This window comes from Burkholderia sp. AU45274, from assembly GCF_030482505.1.
Classification (GTDB): domain Bacteria; phylum Pseudomonadota; class Gammaproteobacteria; order Burkholderiales; family Burkholderiaceae; genus Burkholderia.
The window spans coordinates 154,413-178,084 of sequence record NZ_JAUJQE010000006.1 but is presented as its reverse complement, the minus strand read 5'-3'; the positions used below and the strand labels follow the sequence as shown (position 1 = coordinate 178,084).

Annotated in this window: 28 protein-coding genes and 1 riboswitch; of the genes, 23 read left to right on the top strand and 5 right to left on the bottom strand. The window is 66.7% G+C overall.

Annotation, left to right across the window (positions count from 1 at the left end; translation table 11 throughout):
* Window positions 1-160: 160 nt before the first annotated feature.
* From QZM35_RS22715 to QZM35_RS22675, 9 genes are all read left to right on the top strand, one after another.
* Window positions 161-610, top strand: a complete 450-nt coding sequence (locus QZM35_RS22715) for a DNA N-6-adenine-methyltransferase (RefSeq protein ID WP_301776455.1) — start codon at window positions 161-163, stop codon at window positions 608-610.
* 19 nt (window positions 611-629) lie between these two features.
* Complete coding sequence (locus QZM35_RS22710) at window positions 630-1,601, top strand: hypothetical protein (RefSeq protein ID WP_301776797.1); 972 nt, start codon at window positions 630-632, stop codon at window positions 1,599-1,601.
* A gap of 90 nt (window positions 1,602-1,691) precedes the next feature.
* Window positions 1,692-2,231, top strand: a complete 540-nt coding sequence (locus QZM35_RS22705; protein ID WP_301776796.1) for a transcriptional regulator — start codon at window positions 1,692-1,694, stop codon at window positions 2,229-2,231.
* Complete coding sequence (locus QZM35_RS22700) at window positions 2,228-2,494, top strand: hypothetical protein (protein WP_301776451.1); 267 nt, start codon at window positions 2,228-2,230, stop codon at window positions 2,492-2,494. The genes QZM35_RS22705 and QZM35_RS22700 overlap by 4 nt, the downstream gene beginning before the upstream one ends.
* Complete coding sequence (locus tag QZM35_RS22695; RefSeq protein ID WP_301776795.1) at window positions 2,491-2,754, top strand: hypothetical protein; 264 nt, start codon at window positions 2,491-2,493, stop codon at window positions 2,752-2,754. Before QZM35_RS22700 ends, QZM35_RS22695 begins: the two co-directional genes overlap by 4 nt.
* Window positions 2,747-2,971 (top strand): hypothetical protein, encoded by a 225-nt coding sequence (locus QZM35_RS22690; RefSeq protein ID WP_301776794.1) that lies wholly within the window; start codon window positions 2,747-2,749, stop codon window positions 2,969-2,971. The genes QZM35_RS22695 and QZM35_RS22690 overlap by 8 nt, the downstream gene beginning before the upstream one ends.
* Window positions 2,968-3,348, top strand: coding sequence for a hypothetical protein (locus tag QZM35_RS22685; protein WP_301776793.1), 381 nt, complete (start codon window positions 2,968-2,970; stop codon window positions 3,346-3,348). Before QZM35_RS22690 ends, QZM35_RS22685 begins: the two co-directional genes overlap by 4 nt.
* 210 nt (window positions 3,349-3,558) lie before the next feature.
* Window positions 3,559-3,891, top strand: coding sequence for a DNA-binding protein (locus QZM35_RS22680; RefSeq protein ID WP_301776792.1), 333 nt, complete (start codon window positions 3,559-3,561; stop codon window positions 3,889-3,891).
* A complete protein-coding gene (locus QZM35_RS22675) occupies window positions 3,888-4,136 on the top strand; it encodes an AlpA family transcriptional regulator (RefSeq protein WP_006401152.1) in 249 nt (82 codons plus the stop codon). The genes QZM35_RS22680 and QZM35_RS22675 overlap by 4 nt, the downstream gene beginning before the upstream one ends.
* Here QZM35_RS22675 and QZM35_RS22670 read toward each other — a convergent pair.
* A complete protein-coding gene (locus tag QZM35_RS22670) occupies window positions 4,121-5,158 on the bottom strand; it encodes a site-specific integrase (protein ID WP_301776791.1) in 1,038 nt (345 codons plus the stop codon). The genes QZM35_RS22675 and QZM35_RS22670 overlap by 16 nt on opposite strands.
* A 796-nt stretch (window positions 5,159-5,954) precedes the next feature.
* Here QZM35_RS22670 and QZM35_RS22665 point away from each other — a divergent pair.
* The 7 genes from QZM35_RS22665 to QZM35_RS22635 all read left to right on the top strand — a co-directional run bounded on the left by QZM35_RS22665 (window position 5,955) and on the right by QZM35_RS22635 (window position 13,177).
* A complete protein-coding gene (locus tag QZM35_RS22665; RefSeq protein WP_089424932.1) occupies window positions 5,955-6,980 on the top strand; it encodes a substrate-binding domain-containing protein in 1,026 nt (341 codons plus the stop codon).
* Between the two features lie 67 nt (window positions 6,981-7,047).
* On the top strand, window positions 7,048-8,076 hold the full coding sequence (locus QZM35_RS22660) for an ABC transporter substrate-binding protein (RefSeq protein WP_301776790.1): 1,029 nt from the start codon (window positions 7,048-7,050) through the stop codon (window positions 8,074-8,076).
* A 17-nt stretch (window positions 8,077-8,093) separates the two neighbouring features.
* Complete coding sequence (locus tag QZM35_RS22655) at window positions 8,094-8,918, top strand: ABC transporter permease (protein WP_089424930.1); 825 nt, start codon at window positions 8,094-8,096, stop codon at window positions 8,916-8,918.
* 10 nt (window positions 8,919-8,928) lie between these two features.
* On the top strand, window positions 8,929-9,831 hold the full coding sequence (locus QZM35_RS22650; protein WP_089424929.1) for an ABC transporter permease: 903 nt from the start codon (window positions 8,929-8,931) through the stop codon (window positions 9,829-9,831).
* Window positions 9,832-9,844: 13 nt separating this feature from the next.
* Complete coding sequence (locus QZM35_RS22645; RefSeq protein ID WP_301776789.1) at window positions 9,845-10,876, top strand: ABC transporter ATP-binding protein; 1,032 nt, start codon at window positions 9,845-9,847, stop codon at window positions 10,874-10,876.
* Window positions 10,877-10,960: 84 nt separating this feature from the next.
* Window positions 10,961-11,785 (top strand): phosphodiesterase, encoded by an 825-nt coding sequence (locus QZM35_RS22640; RefSeq protein WP_089424927.1) that lies wholly within the window; start codon window positions 10,961-10,963, stop codon window positions 11,783-11,785.
* A gap of 192 nt (window positions 11,786-11,977) precedes the next feature.
* Window positions 11,978-13,177: an MFS transporter gene (locus QZM35_RS22635; RefSeq protein WP_301776788.1), complete on the top strand. Its 1,200-nt coding sequence runs from the start codon at window positions 11,978-11,980 to the stop codon at window positions 13,175-13,177.
* Between the two features lie 21 nt (window positions 13,178-13,198).
* On the opposite strand, the gene QZM35_RS22630 is transcribed toward QZM35_RS22635, so the two are convergent.
* Entirely contained in the window at window positions 13,199-14,407 is a 1,209-nt protein-coding gene (locus QZM35_RS22630) for an EamA family transporter (RefSeq protein ID WP_089425874.1), read from the bottom strand.
* 505 nt (window positions 14,408-14,912) lie between these two features.
* Between QZM35_RS22630 and QZM35_RS22625 the strand changes: the two genes are divergently transcribed.
* The gene (locus QZM35_RS22625; RefSeq protein WP_089424925.1) at window positions 14,913-15,266 is read left to right on the top strand and encodes a type II toxin-antitoxin system RelE/ParE family toxin; all 354 of its coding nucleotides are present in this window, start codon (window positions 14,913-14,915) and stop codon (window positions 15,264-15,266) included.
* Window positions 15,263-15,544 carry a helix-turn-helix domain-containing protein gene (locus QZM35_RS22620; protein ID WP_301776787.1) on the top strand — a complete coding sequence of 94 codons (282 nt, stop codon included), beginning with the start codon at window positions 15,263-15,265 and terminating at the stop codon, window positions 15,542-15,544. The genes QZM35_RS22625 and QZM35_RS22620 overlap by 4 nt, the downstream gene beginning before the upstream one ends.
* A gap of 80 nt (window positions 15,545-15,624) precedes the next feature.
* Here the strand turns inward: QZM35_RS22620 and QZM35_RS22615 are convergent, their stop codons facing one another.
* From QZM35_RS22615 to QZM35_RS22605, 3 genes are all read right to left on the bottom strand, one after another.
* Window positions 15,625-16,413, bottom strand: a complete 789-nt coding sequence (locus QZM35_RS22615; RefSeq protein ID WP_089425873.1) for a molybdopterin-dependent oxidoreductase — start codon at window positions 16,411-16,413, stop codon at window positions 15,625-15,627.
* Between the two features lie 29 nt (window positions 16,414-16,442).
* Window positions 16,443-17,075: a cytochrome b/b6 domain-containing protein gene (locus tag QZM35_RS22610; RefSeq protein WP_089430823.1), complete on the bottom strand. Its 633-nt coding sequence runs from the start codon at window positions 17,073-17,075 to the stop codon at window positions 16,443-16,445.
* 93 nt (window positions 17,076-17,168) lie between these two features.
* The gene (locus QZM35_RS22605; protein ID WP_011351498.1) at window positions 17,169-17,444 is read right to left on the bottom strand and encodes a pentapeptide MXKDX repeat protein; all 276 of its coding nucleotides are present in this window, start codon (window positions 17,442-17,444) and stop codon (window positions 17,169-17,171) included.
* Between the two features lie 271 nt (window positions 17,445-17,715).
* Window positions 17,716-17,832, top strand: a riboswitch (TPP riboswitch).
* 124 nt (window positions 17,833-17,956) lie between these two features.
* Here QZM35_RS22605 and thiC point away from each other — a divergent pair.
* The 5 genes from thiC (at window position 17,957) to QZM35_RS22580 (ending at window position 23,625) form a co-directional block, all read left to right on the top strand.
* Window positions 17,957-19,888 carry a phosphomethylpyrimidine synthase ThiC gene (thiC, locus tag QZM35_RS22600; RefSeq protein ID WP_048024440.1) on the top strand — a complete coding sequence of 644 codons (1,932 nt, stop codon included), beginning with the start codon at window positions 17,957-17,959 and terminating at the stop codon, window positions 19,886-19,888.
* Between the two features lie 239 nt (window positions 19,889-20,127).
* Window positions 20,128-20,340 (top strand): glycine zipper 2TM domain-containing protein, encoded by a 213-nt coding sequence (locus QZM35_RS22595; protein WP_069247576.1) that lies wholly within the window; start codon window positions 20,128-20,130, stop codon window positions 20,338-20,340.
* A 217-nt stretch (window positions 20,341-20,557) separates the two neighbouring features.
* The gene (locus tag QZM35_RS22590) at window positions 20,558-20,812 is read left to right on the top strand and encodes a hypothetical protein (protein ID WP_089424922.1); all 255 of its coding nucleotides are present in this window, start codon (window positions 20,558-20,560) and stop codon (window positions 20,810-20,812) included.
* A 152-nt stretch (window positions 20,813-20,964) separates the two neighbouring features.
* Window positions 20,965-21,891: a DMT family transporter gene (locus tag QZM35_RS22585; protein ID WP_089424921.1), complete on the top strand. Its 927-nt coding sequence runs from the start codon at window positions 20,965-20,967 to the stop codon at window positions 21,889-21,891.
* A gap of 453 nt (window positions 21,892-22,344) precedes the next feature.
* A complete protein-coding gene (locus QZM35_RS22580) occupies window positions 22,345-23,625 on the top strand; it encodes an EAL domain-containing protein (RefSeq protein WP_089430820.1) in 1,281 nt (426 codons plus the stop codon).
* The last annotated feature ends 47 nt before the right edge of the window (window positions 23,626-23,672 follow it).

Sequence of the window (23,672 nt, the reverse complement as noted above, 5' to 3'; positions counted from 1 at the left end):
TAGGCCGACATAAGGGCGGCGTTTCTCCGCAGGGTGGAGTGGTGCGCCTATTTCCCCGTGGTGATTTGGCCCGCTGGTATAGGGGCCGATTTTTTTGCCATTGATGCTGTTCTACTGATTGAGGATGACGATGAGCATGTCTTCGCACCAGAGCGCTCGGATGAAAAACGACGAGTGGCTGACGCCGCCCGAATGGCTTCGTGCGCTCGGCGAGTTCGATCTTGATCCCTGCTCGCCAGTGAATCGGCCTTGGGATACGGCGCGCGAACATCTCACGATTCTGGACGACGGCCTCACGCGGCCATGGCGCGGTCGGGTCTGGTGCAATCCGCCATTCGGCCGCGAAGCCGTGAAATGGCTGCGCCGCATGAACGCTCACGGGAACGGCATCGCATTGATCCCGGCACGCACCGAGACAGCGATGTTCTACGAATGCGTGTGGCCGTGTGCCGATTCTGTGTGCTTCGTGCGAGGCCGCCCGCACTTTCATTATGTCGATGGCCGGCGTGCCCCCTTCAACTCTGGCGCGCCAATTTGCCTTGTCGCATACGGGCGTGAGAACACGATTGCTCTGCTCGACAGCCAACTCGGCCATGTCGTCGAGACCTGACCACCTGAGGACCACCACCATGAAGACCACCGACAACAACCGCGCAGCCGTCCGAGTATGCGCAATCGCCGACATTGAATGCTCGCGCAACTGCGGCACCGGCGCATGCGAGCGCGAGGCTCGTTACTCTGTCGAGCAGCACGAAGCAGCGCCGGCCGGTGTCGACGCGCTGACGGATCAGCAACTCATCGACATGTGGAGCGCGGGGAATCGCGCCATTCTGAATGGTGCTGGATCACGTAGCGCAGCGACAGCCATGAGAGTCGCAGTCGGAACGTCGGCCGCCCCGCTCGAAGGCACGGGCAATGGGGCGGATGCCGATAAGCTGGATCGTCCGGCTCGTGTCGGTGGACGAAACTACGCCGCAGGAGCACTTAAGCAACAGGTTGTAGGCCGTGCATATGCTGAATACGACCGCTGGTTGACCCGCGCCCCTCGCACTGAGGTGGCGGGAGCGGTGCCGATCCAAGCCGGATTTCTGACCGACGATCGCAAGTCCGAGATCGCCCGTAAATGCGAGGTCGAATGTCACGCCAGCCCCGGCACCAACATGTGGCAGTGCGCTTACATGGCCATCGAGGAAACGATAAACGCGCTTGCTGAACCTCACCTGTCTACGTGGATTGCGGAAGTCTGCGAAGACGCTGACGGTTACAAGCATATCGAGCCGGTCATCGAGGATTTGGATGACCTGCCCAAAGGGATGAGGCTCTACGGCGCCCCGCAGCCTCCCGCCCCGGCATCCGCCATCCTCGAGCAAATCGCGGCTCAGTGGGATGGTTGCATGTTCCGAGACATTGACGACATCGACATCGGTGCAGCTATCCGCGACGCATGGAAGCGGCTCGCCGGTTCTGCCGCCCCGGCATCCGCTCATGTCGGGCTGACCGAGGTGCAGCGCAAGGCCATTGAATGGGCTATCGGCATGGCGTCGCAACACAACATCCATCGTTCGCCACTCTGCGACCTTCTCGACGGAGCCAAGCAATGAAGTGCATCTGCAAACACTGCGGCGGATCAGGTTGGCTCGGTAAATACGAGCAATGCCCGTGGTGCGATGGAACAGGTAAAGGAGCCAAGCATGAATAAGACGCTGACGAACCTCGCACACGAGATTTACGCTGCGGCGCAAACCTCGCCCGGCGAAGGCATCGAAGATGCTGCAGCCCGAATTGAAGCCCTCCTCGCCGCTCAGCAGCCGGAGCCCCAAGCCTCGGCTGGCGTCATCGCGGCAGCAGTCGCCGTGATCGAAGCAGACCGTGCGCATGCCCTTACCGACGACCACATCGATGCACTGGACATCGCCATCAAGATTCAGCGCGGCATCTTCAAGCTGCCGGAGCCGCGCGCCGAGGTGATGGAAGAACAGCCGAGCCTCACAAATCCGCTCACGCCGTATGGGATGCTCGTGCGCGCGCTGCGGATCGTGTCCGGCACGACGCTGATGGACATGGCGCAGCACCTTGGGCGCGGCCCCGCAGAGCTGTCGTCCATTGAATTCGGGCGCAAGCCTGTGCGCAATGCTGACATCTTGGACGCGGCCCACTTCTTCGCGTGCGTTGGCATTCAGAGCACGACGCATGCGCTGACGATTGCCGCCCGCGCAGGAGAAGGCCAATGACTGAACCGATTCTGACGCTTGAGGAAGTCGAAGCACTCTGGGAGAAGACGCCCAAGTGCATTGACGGCACGTTCAACTTTGTCGGTTTCGCCGCCGCCATCGAAGCCGCCGTGCTGGAGAAGGTTTGTGGGGATCCGGTCGGGATTCTATCCGTTCACCGCTTCCGGAAAATCGACTCGATGGTGAACTGGGACTTCGAGTACACCGGATCGCTGCCCGATGGATCGCACCAACTATACGCCATCACCCGGAGCAAGCCATGAAGATCACCGATGACATGCTGACGGAGGAATTCCCGCCCAATATCAAGCCGGTTCATGTTGGCGTCTACCCGGCATCTATGCTGGTCGAAACCGATCGATTCGGCACTTGCGACCTGGAAATCGGATTTGCCAAATGGGACGGTAAGCGATGGTGTGCGATGCGCGGCGACGCTAAGTCTGCGAACGACGTTCCATCAGGTCAGGCCGCATCACAAGCCAAGTCTTGGCGCGGCCTCAACAAGGAGCCACAACGTGACTGAGAGAGAAGAGTTTGAGGCAGCCATGGCTGAGTTGTTGAGGACGAAGATTTATCCGAATAGCTTCGATGTCTGGCAAGCCGCCCGCCGCACCACGCCCGACAGGGAGGCGCTAGTCGAAGAAATCGCCGAAGCCATCGACCACATGGGCGAAGGCCGGAGGCTTGAGGAATACGTAGCGGCAGTCAGGGAGTTTTCGAATAATGGAGAGAAGAAGTGATCGACATCGAGAAGATGAAAGCGCTGGCGGCGTTCGCTGACCGACTGCGAGTCGAGGACACGCTCTGCAAGCACGGCGGCTTCACGGAAGAAGCCGATTTGATCTATGCACTTCTATCCGAACTCGAAGCCCGAGAAGCGGATCGTCGGGATGCGGAGCGGTGGCGAGTCATTCGCAACACGCTGTCCAAAGCAGTCGGCGCCGGCATCGAAGTGAACGACGAACGACTGGTTTATCAGGAACCGGTGCCCGGCGAAGAGGTGAGAATTTTCTGGTATCCGCACACGCCAGTTGGATTTTATGAGGTGCATGGCGCTGATCTGGATTCAGCAGCAGACGCACTCGCCCTCGCGCAACGACAAGGGGAAGAGAAGTGATCTGTCGAAAAACGATGATGGAATGCTCGATGCCGAGCATGTGCGCGCCTTTTCAGGGCTGCACGCCCGCTCCGTCAGTGGTTGGCTGGACTTGTCCCACATGCGGCAAGGGGAACGCTCCATGGCAACCCACTTGCGCCAATCAGCTTTGTGGTGTCCGGCTTGATCTTGGTGCCACCGGCTGCGCCCCTGCTAATGAGGGAGAACATCATGTCTAGCCGCCGCATCAACAGCGCAGCCGTGGTCGGTGTTCTCGCGAGCGGCACGCACACCGCGCGGCAGATCGCGACGGAACTCCAGACGTCGACGGCCTTCGTGCAAGCCCTTCTAGACACGCTGTTCTACGCCGGCCGCATCCGGATCGATCGGCGCGTCACGACGGACACGGCGTACGAGCTGACGCCTGTCGCCGCACCGCGCGCGCCGCTCGACACGCCGTCCGCCGGGCCGCGTCTCGCACCCAACCTGCAATCCACGCTCGCCAGCTACGATCGAGAGATCAGCCGCCGTGTCGAGCTTGCCATGACCACGAGGGCACGATGACCGAAATCACCGAACTGGCTCAAGAAATTGCCGCGCGCCTGACGCCGCACGCGCTCTGGGATCTGGCCGAACTGGCGAAATATCTGCACCGCAGCGAACAGCACACACGTCAGTGGATCATCACGCAGGAAGGTTTCCCGCGGCCGATCCGCATCCCGTCAGGCAAGAGCGCGACAGAGCGGGCCCGGCCGCTTTGGCGCGCAAAGGACGTGATCGCGTGGGCCGAGTCTCACGTCGAAGCCTGATGCAGTTTGTCGGCAAGATCAGCGGCATGCGGCGCGTAATACACCGCCTGCAGGATGCGCAAATCCTGATGTCCGCTGATCTTCGCCAGTTCCATCACGTTGAAAATCTTGGATAGCCGCGTCAGCGCCTCACGGCGCGCGTCATGGAAATGCAGGTCATCCAGCATTACTGCCTTCTTGGCCTTCCGAAACAGCGCATCGCGCGCCGGCGCATCGACGCCGAACACATTCCCCTCGAATTCCTTCTTCAGGGGATCGAGCTGCTTAAGCACCTGTAGCGCGCGCGGCGAAAGCGGGACATCTCGGGCCACGCCTGTCTTCGTTCGCGGCAGATGCACATAGCGCTTCTTCAGGTCAACCGCATCCCACGTCATCGCCTCGATCTCTCCGGCCCGCATAGCCGTCTCGATCGCGAATACCAGCATTGCGCCGACGCGCGCTGATTTCGTAGTCGGCGTCTCGTCATCTCGATAGCCAAGGCGCCCGAGCAACAGCCCAACCTCTTCATCCGTGATGCGCCGCTTCCGCGGCTCTGGTTCCGTTGGGCGTCGCATGCCGGTCAGGGGGCTCTCGGTAATCCACTTCCATTCATCACGCGCGGTCGTGAAAACGTGCGACAGCAGGTTGATCTCGCGTAGAACCGTCGCGGTGCCGACCTTGCCACGGCCCGCACTCTCATCGCCGGCGAGTCGTGCATCGCGCCATCGACCCATGTGCTCGGCCGTCACATCGGCGAGCGGCATCGCAGCCAGGTCAGGAAAATCCCGGATGAACGCGGCGAAGCGAATCGCCTCCCAGCGCGCGGTGCGCTTCGTCGGGCTGACTCGCTTTTCATACTCGCGCAACGCATCGGTGAGCGTGTGCTTCGTGCCGGGCGTCAGCTTGCCGACGTTGATTTCGTGCTCGATCCGTGTCGCCCAGGCGACAGCGTCCGCCTTGCTCTGGAACGTCTCCGATACGCTCATGCCCTTGCGGCGCACCTGCGCGCGCCAGACACCGCCGCGCTTCGTATATGTCGCCATCCTGCCCCCTGGTGCAAATCGTGGTGCGATTCTGGTGCACGCGGGTGCAAAAACGGCTTGTTTTCGCTACAACGCGGCTACCATCCCGGAGGGGGAAGATAGCACGGAAAGCCTTGATAGGATTGGGTTTGCTACGGGCAGGATAGCTTGCGCTACAGAATAAGGTGGTGCCGGGGACCGGACTCGAACCGGCAAGCCAGTTAAGGCGGCGGATTTTCGTCACACTGCTTTTTTCAAAGCCGGCGTCGCGTGCGCGATGCCGTTCGTGCGCTGGACTATGCCTTCGCCGTCGCGCGCGGGCTTTACCTGCTGCCCATGCGCCTTAGGCGCCCCCCGTCTAGTCTCTACACCTTCCTCGCGGATGCCGCGAGGCTTGGCTCGGCGTTGCCTCGATGCGCGCATCAGGGGTTTCGCCGAATTTGAAGGGTTCTGCACCGACCGTTTCCGACCGGGCACTCAATCGTTTAAGTCCGCTATGTTTACCAATTTCATCACCCCGGCAAGAGGGCGGACGCGATTCTACCATTGCTTGCGCATGCGTTCCCTTATTCCGCGGCGCCGCATCAAGGCGCCCCCACGGATTCATCCGTTGTCGTCGACGCCCCCACACCGCCCCCCAACGATTTCCTCCCGCGCCGCAGCATCCCCGATACAATCGAGTCCGCGTCGTCCGACGGCCCTATCCGTCAGACGTTTGTGTCGTGCTTTTCGCGAAACAAGCGTCGCCTAAGTCATCGCGAAGTCACAAACGTTTTCGATAATTTCCCGGCCGAAAACGTTTACATCGCAAGCTTTCATGACCTCGACCATCAAGGACGTCGCTGCCCTCGCGGGCTTCTCGATCGCCACCGTCTCGCGCGCGATCAACGCCCCGCATACCGTCAGCCCCGCCACGCTGCAAACGATCCGCACCGCGATCGACACGCTGCAGTTCCGCCCGAGCCCGCTCGGCCGGCAACTGCGCGGCGAGCGCACGCGGCTCGTCGGCGTCGTCGTGCCGACGTTGTCGAACCCCGTGTTCGCCGACTGCCTGCAAGGCATCGACGAGCTCGCGACCGCGGCCGGCTTCAAGCTGATCCTGATGACGACCGAATACGACGCGGCGCGCGAGCGCCACGCGATCGAGACGCTGCGCGAGCAGCGCGTCGAAGGGCTGATCCTCACCGTCGCCGATGCGGACACCCACCCGCTGCTCGACATGCTAGACCACGACGGCCCGCACTACGTGCTGATGCACAACGACACGCAGCGTCGCCCGTCGGTGTCGGTCGACAACCGCCGGGCCGCGTATGACGGCGTGCGGCTGCTGACCGCGCGCGGCCACCGCCGCGTGCTGATGCTGGCCGGCTCGCTCGCCGCGTCGGATCGCGCACGCCAGCGTCATCTCGGCTATGCGCAGGCCCTCGACGAAATCGGCGTCGCCACGCTGCCGCCGGTCGAAGTCGACTTCAACGCGCCCGAGCTGCCCGACGCGGTGCTCGCGCATCTCACCGCACACGCGACGCGCCCGACCGCCCTCTTCTGCAGCAACGACCTGCTCGCGATGGTCGTGATGCGCGGCCTGCGCCGCGCGGGCTTCTCGATTCCCGACGACCTGTCGGTGCTCGGCTTCGACGGGATCGCGCTCGGCGAACTGCTCGCGCCGCCGCTCGCGAGCGTCGCGACGCCGAACCGCGACATCGGCCGCCACGCATGGCAGCGTCTCGTCGAAAGCATCGGCGGCGCAGCGATCGAACGCACGTCGCTGATCCTGCCGCACGTAGTGCGCGACGGCGCAACCGTGGCGCCGCCGGCCACCGACCTGCAATTGCGCAAGGCCTGAACGCGCGCCGCACACCCTGCACACCACCACCCCACCTCAGCGCCTCACCCTCGCCCGGAGACCTACCGTGTCCTTTCGCCTGACCTCGCTGCTGCGCGCGCTTGCAGCGCCCGTCGCCTGCGCCGCGCTCCTCGCCGGCGCGCCCGCCGCCCACGCCGACGAAACGGCGATCTGCTACAACTGCCCGCCCGAATGGGCCGACTGGGCCGCGCAGATCGCGGCGATCAAGCAGAAGACCGGCATCCGCGTGCCGTTCGACAACAAGAACTCGGGCCAGTCGATCGCGCAGCTGATCGCCGAGCAGAAGAGCCCGGTCGCCGACGTGGTCTACCTCGGCGTGTCGTCGGCGTTCCAGGCGAAGGACAAGGGCGTGATCGCGCCGTACAAGCCCGCGCACTGGAACGACATCCCCGCGAACCTGAAGGACCCGCAAGGCTACTGGTTCGCGATCCATTCGGGCACGCTCGGCTTCTTCGTGAACAAGGACGCGCTCGACGGCAAGCCGGTGCCGCGCTCGTGGACCGATCTGCTGAAGCCGGAATACAAGGGCATGGTCGGCTACCTCGACCCGTCGAGTGCGTTCGTCGGCTATGCGGGCGCGGTGGCCGTGAACCAGGCGCTCGGCGGCAGCCTCGACAATTTCAAGCCGGCGCTCGACTGGTTCAGGAAGCTGAAGGCGAACGCGCCGATCGTGCCGAAGCAGACCGCGTATGCGCGCGTGCTGTCGGGTGAAATTCCGATCCTGCTCGACTACGACTTCGACGCGTATCGCGCGAAGTACAAGGACAGCGCGAACGTCGAGTTCGTGATTCCGAAGGAAGGCACGATCGCCGTGCCGTACGTGATGAGTCTCGTGAAGGGCGCCCCGCACGACGCGAACGGCAAGAAGGTGCTCGACTTCGTGTTGTCCGACGAAGGCCAGAAGCTGTGGGCCAACGCGTACCTGCGCCCGGTGCGCGCGCAGACGCTCGGCGCCGACATTGCATCGAAGTTCCTGCCGGCGAGCGAATACGCGCGTGCGAAACCGGTCGACTTCGGCAAGATGGCAGCCGGCCAGCAGGCATTCGGCCAGCAATACCTGCAAGTCATGCAGTAAGCGGCCGGACCTCATCGATGCTTGACCTGACTTTCCCGCTGCGCTGGCGCGTCGCGCTCGTCGCGCCGGCGCTCGCGGTGTTCGCCGCGTTCTGGCTGCTGCCGATGGCGGCACTCGTGCAGGTGTCCGCCGACGGCGCGTTCTTCCCGCACTATGCGGCGCTGCTCGGCAATGCACGCTACATGAAGAGCCTCGGCGAGACCATCGCGCTGTCCGCGGGCGTCACGCTCGCGACGCTCGTGCTGTCGACGATCTCGGGCCTCCTGCTCGCTCGCCGCGAATTCGCGGGCAAGCGCGTGCTGCTCGCGCTGCTCACGTTCCCGCTCGCGTTCCCGGGCGTCGTCGTCGGCTTCATGGTGATCATGCTCGCCGGCCGGCAGGGGCTGATCGGCATGCTGTCCGCGAAGCTCACCGGTGACAAGTGGGTCTTCGCGTACTCGGTCGCCGGGCTGTTCATCGGCTACCTGTACTTCTCGATTCCGCGCGTGATCGTCACCGTGATCGCGGCCGCGTCGAAGCTCGACGCGTCGCTCGAGGAAGCCGCGCGTTCGCTCGGCGCATCGCCGTGGCGCATCTTCGTCGACATCGTGCTGCCCGCGCTCGCGCCCGGGCTGATCGCGGCCGGCGCGATCTGCTTCGCGACCGCGATGGGCGCGTTCGGCACCGCGTTCACGCTCGCCACCGACCTGAACGTGCTGCCGATGACGATCTATACCGAGTTCACGCTGAACGCGAACATCGCGACGGCGGCCGGCCTGTCGATCGTGCTCGGCATCGTCACCTGGGCCGTGCTCGCACTCGCGCGCCGCTTCACCGGCCACACCGCCGCCGCCGCGGCCTGAGGATTCCTGCATGCAATCGCTTTCCGGCTCTTCCGCGCCGTCGCCGTCGCCGGCTCCCGCTCCCGTGCAGGCGAGCGGCGTCGCCCGCCGCGCGCCGCGCGTCACCGGCGCGCGCGCGATCGCCGTGCTGCAATGGGGCGTCACGCTGCTGCTGTGCGCGTTCCTGATCGTGCCGGTCGTGATGTCGGTGCTCGCGGGCCTCACCGTCAACTATTTCCGCGGCCTGTCGAGCGGCCTCACGCTGCGCTGGCTCGAACAGGTGTGGCAGCAGTATCACGGCTCGGTCGCACTGTCGCTTTACGTGGCCTTCGCGACGCTCGCGATCGTGCTCGCGGTCGGCGTGCCGGCCGGCTACGCGCTCGCACGCAGCAAGAGCCGCGCCGCGCGCGCGATCGAGGAGGCGCTCGTGCTGCCGGTCGCGCTGCCCGGCCTTGCATCGGCGCTCGCGCTGCTGGTCGTGTACGGCGGCTTCACCGCGTTCCGGATGAGCCTGTGGTTCATCGTCGTCGGCCACGTCGTGTTCACGCTGCCGTTCATGGTGCGCGCGGTGGCGGCCGTCGCGGCCGGCGCCGACCTGCGCACGCTCGAGGAAGGCGCGGCCAGCCTGGGTGCGTCGTTCGTCACGCGCTTCGTCACGATCGTGCTGCCGAACCTGCGCCCCGGCATCGTCGCGGGTGCGCTCGCGGTGCTCACGCTGTCGATCGGCGAATTCAACCTCACGTGGATGCTGCACACGCCCGACACCAAGACGCTGCCGGTCGGGCTCGCCGACACGTATGCGTCGCTGCGCCTCGAAGTCGGCAGCGCGTACACGATCCTGTTCCTGCTGATGACGCTGCCGCTGCTCGTCGCAATGCAGTGGCTCGGCGTCGATCCGTCCGGCACGCGGGCACTCAAGAAGCGCCCGCGCTGAATTTCTCGCAGACATGAAACTCGATTCCACTCCCATCACCCTCACCCGCTGCGCGAAGACGTTCCGCGGCACGCGCGTGCTCGAGCCGCTCGACCTGTCGATCGGCGCGGGCGAAACGCTCGTGCTGCTCGGGCCGTCGGGCTGCGGCAAGACCACGACGCTGCGCCTGATCGCGGGCCTCGATACGCCGGACGCCGGTGGCACGATCGCATTCGGCCATGACGACGTGACCGCGCTGCCGATCGAGCGCCGGCAAGTCGGCATGGTGTTCCAGAACTACGCGCTGTTTCCGAACCTGACGGTGCGCGGCAACGTCGGCTACGGGCTGAAGATCCGCAAGACCGAGCCGCGCGCGCTGCGCGAGCGCGTCGACGAGCTGCTCGCGATGATGCGGCTCGACGCGCATGCGGACAAGCCGATCGACCAGCTGTCGGGCGGCCAGCGCCAGCGCGTCGCACTGGCCCGCGCACTGGCGGTGCGACCGCGCGTGCTGCTGCTCGACGAGCCGCTGACCGCGCTCGACGCGAAGCTGCGCGACACGCTGCGTCGCGAGATGAATGCGCTGCTGCGCGAACTCGGCGTGACGACGGTCTACGTGACGCACGACCAGGCCGAAGCGATGGAGCTCAGCGACCGCATCGTCGTGATGGGCGCGGGCCGCATCGAGCAGATCGGTACGCCGCGCGACATCTACTACCACCCGGCCAACCGCACGGTCGCGCAGTTCATCGGCACGCTGAACCGGCTCGCCGGGCAATGGCGCGACGGCACGCTGGTGACCACGGGCGGCGCGATCGCGACGCCGCACGCCGCCGACGAGTGGTTCTTCCGCCCCGAGGATGCGCAACTGGCCGATCCCGCGCATGCGCCGTTGCGCGGCGCAGTGAGTGCATGCGCGTTCCTCGGCGAGCGCACGCGGCTCACGATCGAGCACGCGGCCCCCGACGCGCTCGTGATCGACGTGCCGGGCCGCATCGCACTCGCACGCGGCACGGCGGTCGGCCTCACGGTCGCGCCCGAAGGCCTGATCGCGCTCGGCGCCTGATCCGTCCTTCCGGCATCATTCATGCAGCACCCCACCGCGGCGCACGACGCCGCGACAACAATCAGACAATTCCGAGGAACGACGATGCTGCTTGCTCAAATCAGCGATCTCCACATCAAGCGTCCGGGACAGCTCGCGTACCGGCGCGTCGACACCGCGGCCGCGCTCACGCGCTGCATCGAAAAACTGAACGCGCTCGTGCCGCGCCCGGATGCGGTGCTCGTCACCGGCGACCTGACCGATTTCGGCCACGACGAGGAGTACGGCAACCTGCGCGGGCTGCTCGCCGCGCTCGAGATTCCGTACTACCTGATGATCGGCAATCACGACGACCGCGCCGGGCTGCGCCGCGCGTTCGCCGATCGCGCCGAGCTGCAGGCGGGCGAATTCGTGCAATACACGCTCGACATCGGCGCGGTGCGCGTGCTCGCGCTCGATTCGCAGGTGCCGGGCGCAAGCTACGGCGACCTGTGTGACGCACGGCTCGCCTGGCTCGCCGCGCAACTCGACGCGGCGCGCGACCGCCCGGTGATCGTCGCGCTGCATCACCCGCCGTTCGCGTCGGGAATCGGCCACATGGACAAGCTGCGCCTCGCGCCGGCCGCCTCCGCGAAACTCGACGCGCTGCTGCGCGGCCATCCGAACGTCGAGCGCGTGCTGTGCGGCCACGTGCATCGCACGATGTTCACGCGCTTCGGCGGCACGCTCGCCGCCGCGGTGCCGTCGCCTGCGCATCAGGTCGCATTCGACCTGCGGCCCGACGGGCCTTCCGCATTCCGGCTCGAACCGCCGGCGTTCGCGGTCCATCACTATGTGCCCGACGCGGGGATGACGTCGCATCACGTGTATGTCGACGAAGGGGCCGGGCCCTATCCGTTCTATGAACCGACGGGTGAGCTGGTCGACTGACGGGTTGACGCACGCACGATGACGGGCAGCGGCCGGCCGGTTACACAGATTTGGCCGGTTTGGCCGATCTGCCCCCGTCCGGCAGGATTCCCGTCGCTCCGGTATGATCGGCAGCCTCGACGGCGCCCCGCCCGCCTGCGCACCCGACGCGTGCGCCGCGCGCTGCGCCGCCCCACTTCCGTTCGCGCAGCCATGTCCACCGCCTCCACCGACCGTCCGGCCGACGCCGCCTCGCCCCACTATTCGCGCAGCCTGCTGTTGCTGCTCGCGACGATCGCGGGGGTGTCCGTCGCGAACATCTACTACAACCAGCCGCTGCTCGACAGCTTCCGCTCGGCGTTTCCCGACGGCGCCTCGTGGATCGGCGCGGTGCCGACCGCGACGCAGCTCGGCTATGCGGCCGGCATGTTCCTGCTCGCGCCGCTCGGCGACCGCTTCGACCGCCGCGGGCTGATCCTGATGCAGATCGCCGGCCTGTCGGTCGCGCTGATCGTCGCGGCCACCGCGCCGTCGCTGGCCGTGCTTGCCGTCGCGAGCCTCGCGATCGGCGTACTCGCGACCATCGCGCAACAGGCCGTGCCGTTCGCCGCCGAGATCGCGCCGCCCGCCGAACGCGGGCATGCGGTCGGCACCGTGATGAGCGGCCTGCTGCTCGGCATCCTGCTCGCGCGGACGGCCGCCGGCTTCGTCGCCGAGTATTTCGGCTGGCGCGCGGTGTTCGCCGCGTCGGTCGCGGCGCTCGTCGCGCTCGCCGCCGTGATCGTGCTGCGGCTGCCGCGCAGCTCGCCGACGTCGACGCTGTCGTACGGCAAGCTGCTCGGCTCGATGTGGCATCTGGCGATCGAATTGCGCGGGCTGCGCGAGGCATCGCTGACGGGTGCCGCGCTGTTCGCGGCATTCAGCGCGTTCTGGCCCGTGCTGACGCTGCTGCTCGCCGGCGCGCCGTTCCATCTCGGCCCGCAGGCCGCCGGCCTGTTCGGGATCGTCGGCGCGGCGGGTGCGCTCGCGGCACCGTACGCGGGCCGCTTCGCGGACAAGCGCGGCCCGCGCGCGATCATCTCGCTCGCGATCGCGCTGCTCGCGCTCTCGTTCGTGATCTTCGCGCTGTCGGGCTCGAGCCTCGTCGGGCTCGTGATCGGCGTGATCGTGCTGGACGTCGGCGTGCAGGCCGCGCAGATCTCGAACCAGTCGCGCATCTATGCGCTGAAGCCCGAGGCGCGCAGCCGCGTCAACACGGTGTACATGGTGTGCTATTTCATCGGCGGCGCGCTCGGCTCGTCGGCCGGCGTCGCCGCATGGCACGCGTTCGGCTGGATCGGCATGTGTGCAACCGGGCTGATGTTCACCGCGCTCGGGGGATGGTTCCACCATCGCGGCGGCCGGCGCGACTGAGCGCGACCGGCCACGGCCGCGTCACGCGTCGGCGCGGGGTGCGGCCGGTTCGGCGGCGGGTGATGGAGCGAACGCCGGTGCCGGTTCGGCGATGGGCGGCGTGGCGAACGCCGGTGCGGGTTCAATGACCGCGGCAGGATCCATCACGGCAGCCGGCGTCGGCACGGCCAGCGGAACGGCGGAAGGCGCCAGGATCGGCGCCGCCTCCGGCACCGCGATCTGTTCGGGCGCCGCTGCAGCCTCCGCCGTCGACGCAGCCGCCACGGCCGCCGAGCTGGCAGCCGCCGCGCGCGCCGCGGGCCGGCGCGCCGGATCGAATACGAACGACAGCCCGACGCTGCCGAGGATCGCGACGGTCGCGACCACCGTCGCCATCGTCACCGGCTCGCCAAGCAGCAGCGCACCGAGCGCGACCGCGACGATCGGGTTCACGTACATGCAGCTGCTCGCGATGATCGGGCTCGTGTGGCGGATCAGGTAGCCGTACGCGACGTACGCGGCCATCGTGCAGAACACCATCAGGTACAGGAACGCGAACACCGGCCCCACCATCAGGTGCTCGACGCGCTCGCCGACCAGCCACGCGACGAGCGTCGAGATCATGCCGCCGAGGCCGATCTGCAGCGACGTCGACAGGAACAGGTCGGACGGCAGCTTGAGCCGCGTCGCGAGATGCGCGCCACCGGCCCAGAACAGGGCGCCGGCCAGCACGCAGATCGTGCCGAGCGCCGAATTGTGCGCGGCCGCGCCGCCCGAGTTCAGCACGACGATGCCGACCATCCCGAGCGCCACGGCCGACCACTCGCCTTTCGTGACCGGCCGCCCGGCAACTGCGGCGATCACGGTCGCGAACAGCGGCACCGTGGCCACCATCACCGCGGCCGAGCCGCTGCTGACCAGACTGATCCCGAGCGCGATCGTGCCGGACGACAGCGCGACGAGCATCGTGCCGACGATCCCCGCATTGCGGATTTCGAGCAGCGTCGGCCATTCGGGCTTGCGCCGCAGCGCGAAGATGAACAGGCCGATCCCGCCGAGCAGGTTGCGCAGCCCCGACAGCAGCAGCGGCGGGAACGACTGCAGCGCGAAATGCAGGCCGCTGTAGGTCGAACCCCAGACGAAATAGATGAAGACGAGCGCCAGCGCGACGCGACCGCCGCGGCTTTGCGGCAGCCGGATCCGGAACGAGAAGCGGGCGAAGAAATCGAGGAGGCGGTCGAGCGGCGTCATCGAGCAGCCTGCCCGCACGTCACGCCGCGTGCTCCGCTGAAAGGCGCCGGCGATGCCGGCAAACGGCCCTGGCGGGACCGGGAAGGCAGAGCGAACGTGCGGAACGACATGGCAGTGCGAACGGCGACGAAAGAGAACCGGCAAGCGGCGGCAGAGGGACAAAAAAAACGCGCGCAACCGTTTCGGCTGCGCACGCTCGGCATTATGGCATCAAGGATTCGAAAGCATCGTCGGACCAGTCTGAAAGGATCGCGAATGATGTTTCCGCGCGACATTTCCCGGCCGGCGGGCGGGTGAAATCGGGGGCCGGATACGCGACGCGCGTGCGTTGCCAGGGTGTCAATCCGACCCGCCATCCACGCCATCCGTCGCGATCGAGTCAGCCATCGGCCGAACGGCCAGTCCTGCACGCCGGCCCGCGCTTCCCCCTTATCGTGACGGTCGGCTCACGCGCGTCATGCGCTGGACGACCTTCCTTCGACACCCGTACCGCCCATACAAAATTTTGTATAATCCAACCATTCTCCCGCCGAAGCCTGTTGTCTTCGTCGGCAGCGCGCTAGCGGATCTTCGCGGCTTTCCGCTGCCCGCACGACGCGAAGCCGGCCACCAGATCGACCAGGTACAACGCGGGTTCGCGCCCGACGACTGGAAGCCGATGCGCACCGTCGGCATCGGCGTGCGGGAAATTCGCCTGCGCGATGCAAGCGGCGCGTTCCGGATCATTTACGTCGCGACATTCGCCGACGCCGTCTACGTGCTGCACCGCTTCCGGAAGCAAGCGGCGCGCACGACCAGGGCCGATATCGAACTGGCCGCCCGGCGCTATCGCGCGCTGACGATGGAGAGGAAACGATGACCAACGACCGTCATTCAAGCGTCTGGGACGCAATCGAGGGCCAGCCGGCTGAAGCCGAGAACATGAAGCTGCGATCCGAACTGATGATCGCGCTCAAGCAGCGCATCGCGCAGCTCGAGCTCAGTCAGGCCCAGGCTGCGGAACAACTGGGCGTCGCGCAGCCGCGCGTCTCCGACCTGATGCGCGGCAAGATCAACCTGTTCGGGCTCGACGCGCTCGTGAACATGGCGGCGGCCGTCGGCCTGCGCGTCGACCTCCAGGTGCGCGAATCCGCGTGACGCGTCACGTGCGATGCCGCGATGCCCGACGCATCGCGGCACGCGCATGCGCCGCCACCTCCCGCCGCCAACCGCACCGCTCACGATCCGCCGAACCAGTTGTACCCCTGGTCGACCCAGTAGCCGCCCGGAAACGTATCGGTCACGAAGATCTCCATGATGTGCTTCGGATTCTTGTAGCCGAGCTTGGTCGGCATCCGCAGCTTCATCGGGAAACCGAACTCCGGCGGCAGCCGCTGGCCGTCGTAGTCGAACGCGAGCAGCGTCTGCGGATGCAGCGCGGTCGGCATGTCGATGCTTTCGTAGTAATCGTCCGCGCACTTGAAGCCGACGTACTTCGCCCGCGTGTCGGCGCCGGCGCGGGCGAGAAACGCGCCGAACGGCGTACCGCCCCAGCGGCCGATCGCACTCCACCCTTCCACGCAGATATGCCGCGTGATCTGTTCCGCGTGCGGCAGCGCATACAGTTCGTCGAGCGTCCACACGCGCTTGCCCGTCACGCGGCCGGACAGCACGAGCCGATACGTCGACGCGTCGACGTGCGGCACGTCGTCGATCCCGTAGTACGCGTTGAACGGGAACGGTCGCGTGATGTCGGCTTCGGTGTAGGTCGGCGCGAGCCGCTCGCCGCTGAACAGCCAGGCCTGCACGCGGTCGTTCATGCGCGACACCGTCTCGAGGAACGTGTTGACCGACGCGTCGTCCTTCAGCGTGCAGCCGGTCAGCATCGTCAGCCCGCCGAGCGTCAGCACGCGCCGGTTGAACAGCCGCCGCGACGGCATCTCGAGCTCGCGGCGCACGTCGAGTTCGAGCGACTTCCGGTCGAGCGTCCAGCGCGAACCGTCGCGCTTGGTTTCGGATTCCGACATGATGATTTCCTTCACCCGAGGTTGACGGGTCAGCGCCCGCGCAGCATCGCGAGCAGCGAGCGCGGCACCAGCAGCGCCATCGCGACGTGAACGGCAATGAATGCGACGAGCAGCGACATCGCCCAGAAGTGCACGACTCGCGCGTTGTCGTAGCCGCCGAACAATTCGCGCAGCAGCGGGAATTGCACGGATTTCCAGATCGTGAGCCCCGACAGCACCAGCACGACGAGATCGACAATCGCGGTCAGGTAGGCGGCGCGCTGCACCGCGTTGTAGACGCTCAGGTCGGCGTGCGACAGCCGCCCGCCCAGCGCGGCACGGATGTCGCGCCAGATCGACGCCGGCGTGACGGGCAGCATCTTGCGCGCGAGGCGCCCCGTCGCGATCGACATCGTCAGGTAGAACAGTCCGTTGAAGACGAGCAGCCACATCGCCGCGAAATGCCATTGCAGCGCGCCGCCGAGCCAGCCGCCGATCGTGATCCCGTGCGGGAACGTGAACGGCGGATAGATCGGCGACGCGTCGTAGATGCGCCAGCCGGACAGCACCATCAGGATCGCCGCGAGCGCGTTGAGCCAGTGGCTCGCGCGCACCCACAGCGGATGGATCGGGCGCGCGGGCGGCGTGGCGGCCGCGCGCCCGGTGGCGGGAACGGTTTGCATGATGAAGACTCCCGGAATGAGTCAACGGGACGGGACGCGATGCGGGCGGCCGCCGTGCGACGCACGCGCCGGCCGCGCCGCGTCCGCCTTTCGTCAGTTCGACGGCGCCATCTTGTCGCCCGACGGCTTGCCCATCTCGTCGTGCGACATCGCGTCCTTCTTCATCGCGTCTTTCTTCATCGCATGCTTCTTCATGCCGTCCTTCTTCATCGCGTCATGGCCCATTGCATCCTTGGCCATCGCGTCGTGGCCCATCGCGTCCTTCGACATCGACGAGCCCGGCTGCGACATCGCATCGTTCTGCGCATACGCGCCCGTGGCGATCGTGGCGAAAGCGGCGACGCAAGCGGCAATCAGTACTTTTTTCATGACATCTCTCCAAAACAACATGGGTTTAAGGAGCCGAATAGACGGACGACGTCGCGGGAAATGACAGCCGCTGCGAAAATTTTTTTTGAAGTTGCGCGAAAGCGCGTCATGCTGCACCGCATTGCGTGGCCGGCCCAGCCGGGAGGCCATGCGGCGGCGACACGCGCTGCCATTTCGACGGGCCACCGTGCCGCCCGCCATGCTGCGGCCGCACCGAGGCAGCCGATCCTCTCCCGGTTGAAACCGCCGCCAAGCCAGTGTATCGTGTGCCCTGCTAACGCGGGGGTCCTGCAATGCGCCCGGTCAAACAGCCGGCATTGCGGGTGAGAAATACCCTTTGAACCTGATCTGGATAATGCCAGCGCAGGGAAGCGTACGGATTTCGCCGCCATCCTTCTGACGAAATCCGCCGCCTCACCAAGCCTCGTCTCCTGCTTAGCTCGAGCCCCACATACGTCAAGGGCTCCGGGCAAGCGCCGAAGCGCCTGTCCGGCGCTCACACAGGAGATTGCATGAACGCCAATCCGAAGTTTCTGTCCGCCGACGCTCATGTCGATGCCGCGGCCGTCGCCCCGCTGCCGAATTCCCGCAAGGTCTATGTCACCGGCTCCCAGCCCGACATCCGCGTGCCGATGCGTGAAATCACGCAGGCCGACACGCCGACCGGCTTCGGCGGCGAAAAGAATCCGCCGATTTACGTGTACGACACATCGGGCCCCTACACCGATCCGGACGCGAAGATCGACATCCGCGCGGGCCTGGCCGCGCTGCGTCAGGGCTGGATCGAGGCACGCGGCGACACCGAAGTGCTCGGCGGCCTGTCGAGCCAGTACGGCCTCGAGCGCGCGGCCGACCCGGCCACCGCCGACCTGCGGTTCCCGGGCCTGCACCGCAACCCGCGCCGTGCCCAGGCCGGCAAGAACGTCACGCAGATGCACTACGCGCGCCAGGGCATCATCACGCCGGAAATGGAATACATCGCGATCCGCGAGAACCAGCGCCGCGCCGAGTACCTCGAGAGCCTGAAGGCGAGCGGCCCGAACGGTGCGAAGCTCGCCGCGATGATGGGCCGCCAGCACCCGGGCCAGGCGTTCGGCGCAGCGGCCTTCGGCGCGAACGCACCGGCCGAGATCACGCCGGAATTCGTGCGCTCGGAAGTGGCGTGCGGCCGCGCGATCATCCCCGCGAACATCAACCACCCGGAATCCGAGCCGATGATCATCGGCCGCAACTTCCTCGTGAAGATCAACGCGAACATCGGCAACTCGGCCGTCACGTCGTCGATCGGCGAGGAAGTCGACAAGATGACGTGGGCGATCCGCTGGGGCGGCGACACGGTGATGGACCTGTCGACCGGCAAGCACATCCATGAAACGCGCGAGTGGATCATCCGCAACAGCCCGGTGCCGATCGGCACGGTGCCGATCTACCAGGCGCTGGAAAAGGTCAACGGCAAGGCCGAGGATCTCACCTGGGAAATCTTCCGCGACACGCTGATCGAACAGGCCGAGCAAGGCGTCGACTACTTCACGATCCATGCGGGCGTGCGCCTGCAATATGTGCCGCTCACCGCGAACCGGATGACCGGCATCGTGTCGCGCGGCGGCTCGATCATGGCGAAGTGGTGCCTCGCGCATCACAAGGAAAGCTTCCTGTACGAACACTTCGAAGAGATCTGCGAGATCATGAAGGCGTACGACGTGAGCTTCTCGCTCGGCGACGGCCTGCGCCCCGGCTCGATCTACGACGCGAACGACGAAGCGCAGCTCGGCGAACTGAAGACGCTCGGCGAGCTCACGCAGATCGCGTGGAAGCACGACGTGCAGGTGATGATCGAAGGCCCCGGCCACGTGCCGATGCAACTGATCAAGGAGAACATGGATCTCCAGCTCGACTGGTGCAAGGAAGCGCCGTTCTACACGCTCGGGCCGCTGACCACCGACATCGCACCGGGCTACGACCACATCACGTCCGGCATCGGCGCCGCGATGATCGGCTGGTTCGGCACCGCGATGCTCTGCTACGTGACGCCGAAGGAGCACCTGGGCCTGCCGAACAAGGACGACGTGAAGGAAGGCATCATCACGTACAAGCTCGCCGCGCACGCCGCCGATCTCGCAAAGGGCCACCCGGGCGCGCAGGTGCGCGACAACGCGCTGTCGAAGGCGCGCTTCGAGTTCCGCTGGGAAGACCAGTTCAACATCGGCCTCGATCCGGACAAGGCGCGCGAATTCCACGACGAAACGCTGCCGAAGGATTCGGCGAAGGTCGCGCACTTCTGCTCGATGTGCGGCCCGCACTTCTGCTCGATGAAGATCACGCAGGACGTGCGCGAGTTCGCGGCGCAGCAGGGCGTGTCGGAAACCGAGGCGCTGAAGAAGGGGATGGAAGTGAAGGCGGTCGAGTTCGTCAAGACCGGCGCCGAAATCTATCACCGTCAGTAAGCGAACGCGCGGTCCGGCGCTCGCCGCCGGATCGCCTCGCCAGGCACGAAGCCCGCTTTCGAGCGGGCTTTTTTGCGCATGTCGCGTGCCTGCCGGCCTATGCGAAACAATTGATTACGAAACCGCGCGAGCCTTAACAAGTCCTTACAGCAGCAGCGCGGGACGGCGCGTAGATTGGGGACATGCACGGCCGCCAGCCGGTCGTGCGCCTTCCGTTCACTACCACAAGGACAACGATCATGAATTCGATTCGGCGTTTTGGGGTATACGCTCTCCTCGTCGCGACAGTGGCCAGCCTGTCGGCCTGCGATTCGATGTCGCGACGCCAGCGTGATACGGCAATCGGTGCGGGCGTCGGCGGCGTCGCCGGCGCGGCGATCGGCGGCAACGCGCTGTCGACGCTGGGCGGCGCGGCGGCCGGCGGCATCATCGGTAACCAGGTCGGCAAGTAAGCAGTCCGACATCGGCCGGCCGGGCGTCGTCGCCCAGCGGCGGGCCGGGCGGTTCAACGGCGTTTCCGCGGGGCGGAAGCGCCGTTTTCGTCTGTCGCGCCGCAACTGGCGCGGCCGCCCCCCCGGAAATGATCGTTACCGTTTCTCATACCGTGTCATCGGGACTCGGCCTAAGCTTCAAGCATCTGCCGATAGCCGGCTCCGCCGGAGACACATCATGAACAGGACCCTCGTCGCCGCGGCGCTTGCCTGCACGACGCTTGCCGGCTGCTATTACCCGTACGGTTACTATCCGGGCGGCTATTACACGGCGGCGCCGGTGCCGGTACAGCCCGCGCCCGTGTATGTCGATCCGGCCCCCGCCTACTACTATCCGGCGCCGGCCTATGCGCCCGCATGGGGCGGTTATTGGGGCCCGGCGCTGTCGCTCAATTTTGGCTTCGGCGGACGCGGCGGCTGGCGTCATCACTGACCTGATCGGCCGCGCCGCACGTGGCGGCGCGGCCGCCGCCCGGCGGCAAACCGGCGGAATGGCCGTTTCTTGTCGTTTCATCCGATCGTGAAACGACGGGGCGGTAACGCGGTGTAAGATTCCTCGCATCCCGTCCCCGCCCTCGCCGATCGATGTCACCCAAGAACGCTCTCCTGCTGACCGTGCTCGCCGCCCTGTGGGGCGCGTCCTTCCTGTTCATCCGAGTCGGCGTGGTCGATTTCGGCGTCGCGCCGCTGATGGCGTTGCGGGTAGGCATCGGCGCGCTGTTTCTCGCCGGCTTCGCGCTGACGCGCTTCAAACCCGCCGATCTCGGCGCCCGGCTGCGCCGTCATGCGTGGCCATTGTTCGTCGTCGGCGCACTGAACTCGGGCATTCCGTTCTGCCTGTTCGCGTTCGCCGAACTGACGCTGTCGGCCGGCGTGACGTCGGTGATCAACGCGACGACGCCGCTGTGGGGCGCGCTCGTGGCCTACCTGTGGCTGAAGGACAAGCTGTCGCTGCCGCGCGCGCTCGGCCTCGTGATCGGTTTCGCCGGCGTGCTCACGCTCGTGTGGAACCAGATCGCGAATGCGCACGGCGAAACGGGCGCCGCCGCGACCGCGCTCGCCGCCGCCGCGGCGCTCGGTGCGACGCTGCTGTACGGCATCGCGGCCAACTACACGAAGCGCAAGTTGACCGGCGTCGATCCGCTCGTCAACGCGACCGGCAGCATGATCGGCTCGACGCTCCTGCTGCTGCCGTTCGCGATCGCCACCTGGCCGGCCGCGCCGGTCAGCGCGCACGCGTGGGGCTCGGTGCTCGCGCTGGGCGTCGCCTGCACCGGCATCGCGTATTTCATCTTCTTTCACCTGATCGCGCACATCGGCCCCGCGCGGGCGATTACCGTGACGTTCGTGATTCCCGTGTTCGGCCTGCTGTGGGGCGCGCTGTTCCTCGGCGAACACGTGTCGGCCGTGATGATCGAAGGCTGCGCGATCGTGCTCGTCGGCACCGCGCTCGCGACCGGCGCGATCAAGCGGATTCCCGGGATCCGGCCGCGCAGCGGCGAAGCGACCTGACGATACATTCGGGTGCACGCGCCGCCATCGCTGCGGCCGTGATGCGTGACGACCGGGCGCAGGCTGTTGATCGCCGCGCCCGCGAATGGTGCCGCGGCGCGACGGCATTCGTCTGACGGCGACCGCCGCTCACTACTTGCCGGCCGCCAGGATTTCCCGCCTCGCCTCGCCTCGCATGGCATGCTGCCGGATTGTCATGTGCGGCGGCGACGCCCGACGCTGCGCGGCGGTCATGCGCGGCGCGCATGCGAGCGGCGCCGGCCGCAGTTCCGTTCCCGCGTGTGTCTGGAGTTTCCCTGATACGCGAGCCGCCGCGTTCCCGTTACACTCCGGACACTTACCCGCAGAAGGCGGCCTCGATGTTCCATGTCCTTTCGCGTCCGCCGGCGCGTGCGACTGCTTCAGCGTGGCGGCGCGCCGTCGTTCTGCCGCTTGGCCCCGGGCACCGTTGACATGAAGCCCGCCCGCGACCTCTCACTCGACTCCCTGCTCGAACGCCTCACGCCGACGCCCGGCGGCTGGGTCGCCACCTATCGCACCACGACATTGCGCAGCGTGTTCCAGCCCGTGCTGTCGATCACGCACAAGCGGGTCGTCGGCTACGAAGCGCTGCTGCGCGTCGTCGATCCGAACGGCGCCCTGATCTCGCCCGCCGCGCTGTTCGACAAGACGCGCGCCGACGCCGACGCGCTGCTGCTCGACCGGCTCGCGCGCTGCCTGCACACGGCCAACTTCGTCGCGCAGGGCATCGGTGACGGCTGGCTGTTCCTGAACGTCAACCCGCGCGTGCTCGACTCGGGCCTCGTGCAGCGCGAATTCGTCGAGGCGCTGTGCCGCCATTTCGCGCTGCCGCCGAACCGCATCGTGCTGGAAGTCGTCGAACAGCCGTCGCGCGACGAAGCCGCGCTCGCCCGCACGATCGACATGATCCAGCATCGCGACTTCCTGATCGCGATCGACGACTTCGGCACGGGATTCTCGAATTTCGACCGCGTGTGGCGCGCGCGCCCCGACATCGTCAAGCTCGATCGCTCGCTCGTCGTCCGCTCGACCGGTTCGGCCGACGATCGCAGGATCATGCATCACCTCGTGTCGATGCTGCATCAGGCCGGTGCGATGGTGCTCGCCGAGGGCGTCGAGAGCGACGACTCGCTGCAGGCGCTGATGGAAGCCGACATCGATTTCGTGCAGGGTTTCCAGTTCGGCCAGCCCGATGCATCGATCGCCCATGCCAGCGCGGCAGCACCCGCGATGCTCGACGCCGCGTGGCAGCGCTTCATCGCGCGCCGGCACGCACCGGTCGCCGCCGAGCAGCCCGGCTTCGACGCGATCGAGCGGCTCGTGCTGTCCGGCGCGGCGGCGTTTTCCGCAAGCGGCAACCTGCAGGACGCCGCGCAGCGCGTGTTCGCGGTGCCGGCCGCGCGCCGCGTGTTCGTCACCGACGAAACCGGCGAGCAGTTCCTGCCGTCGATCGGCGCGCGCGCCGACGACGGCCAGGCGGGCTTCACCCGCCTCTCGCCGCTCTTCCCGGAAACCCACAGCAACTGGTCGCGGCGCCCGTATTTCCAGCGCGCGATCGCCGCGCCCGGACGCGTCGCGCTGATGGGCCCGCACTTCTCGCTGACGGAAGGCCGCGACTGCTATACGGCCGCCGTCGCGATCCGCGCGCAGAACCGGCTGGTCGTGTTCTGCGTCGACTTCGTGCTCGACAGCGCCGGGACCGTGATGCGCTAGCCGGCACGACGGCGAGCGTTCGGCTGTCGCACCCGTCGTTCGTCGGC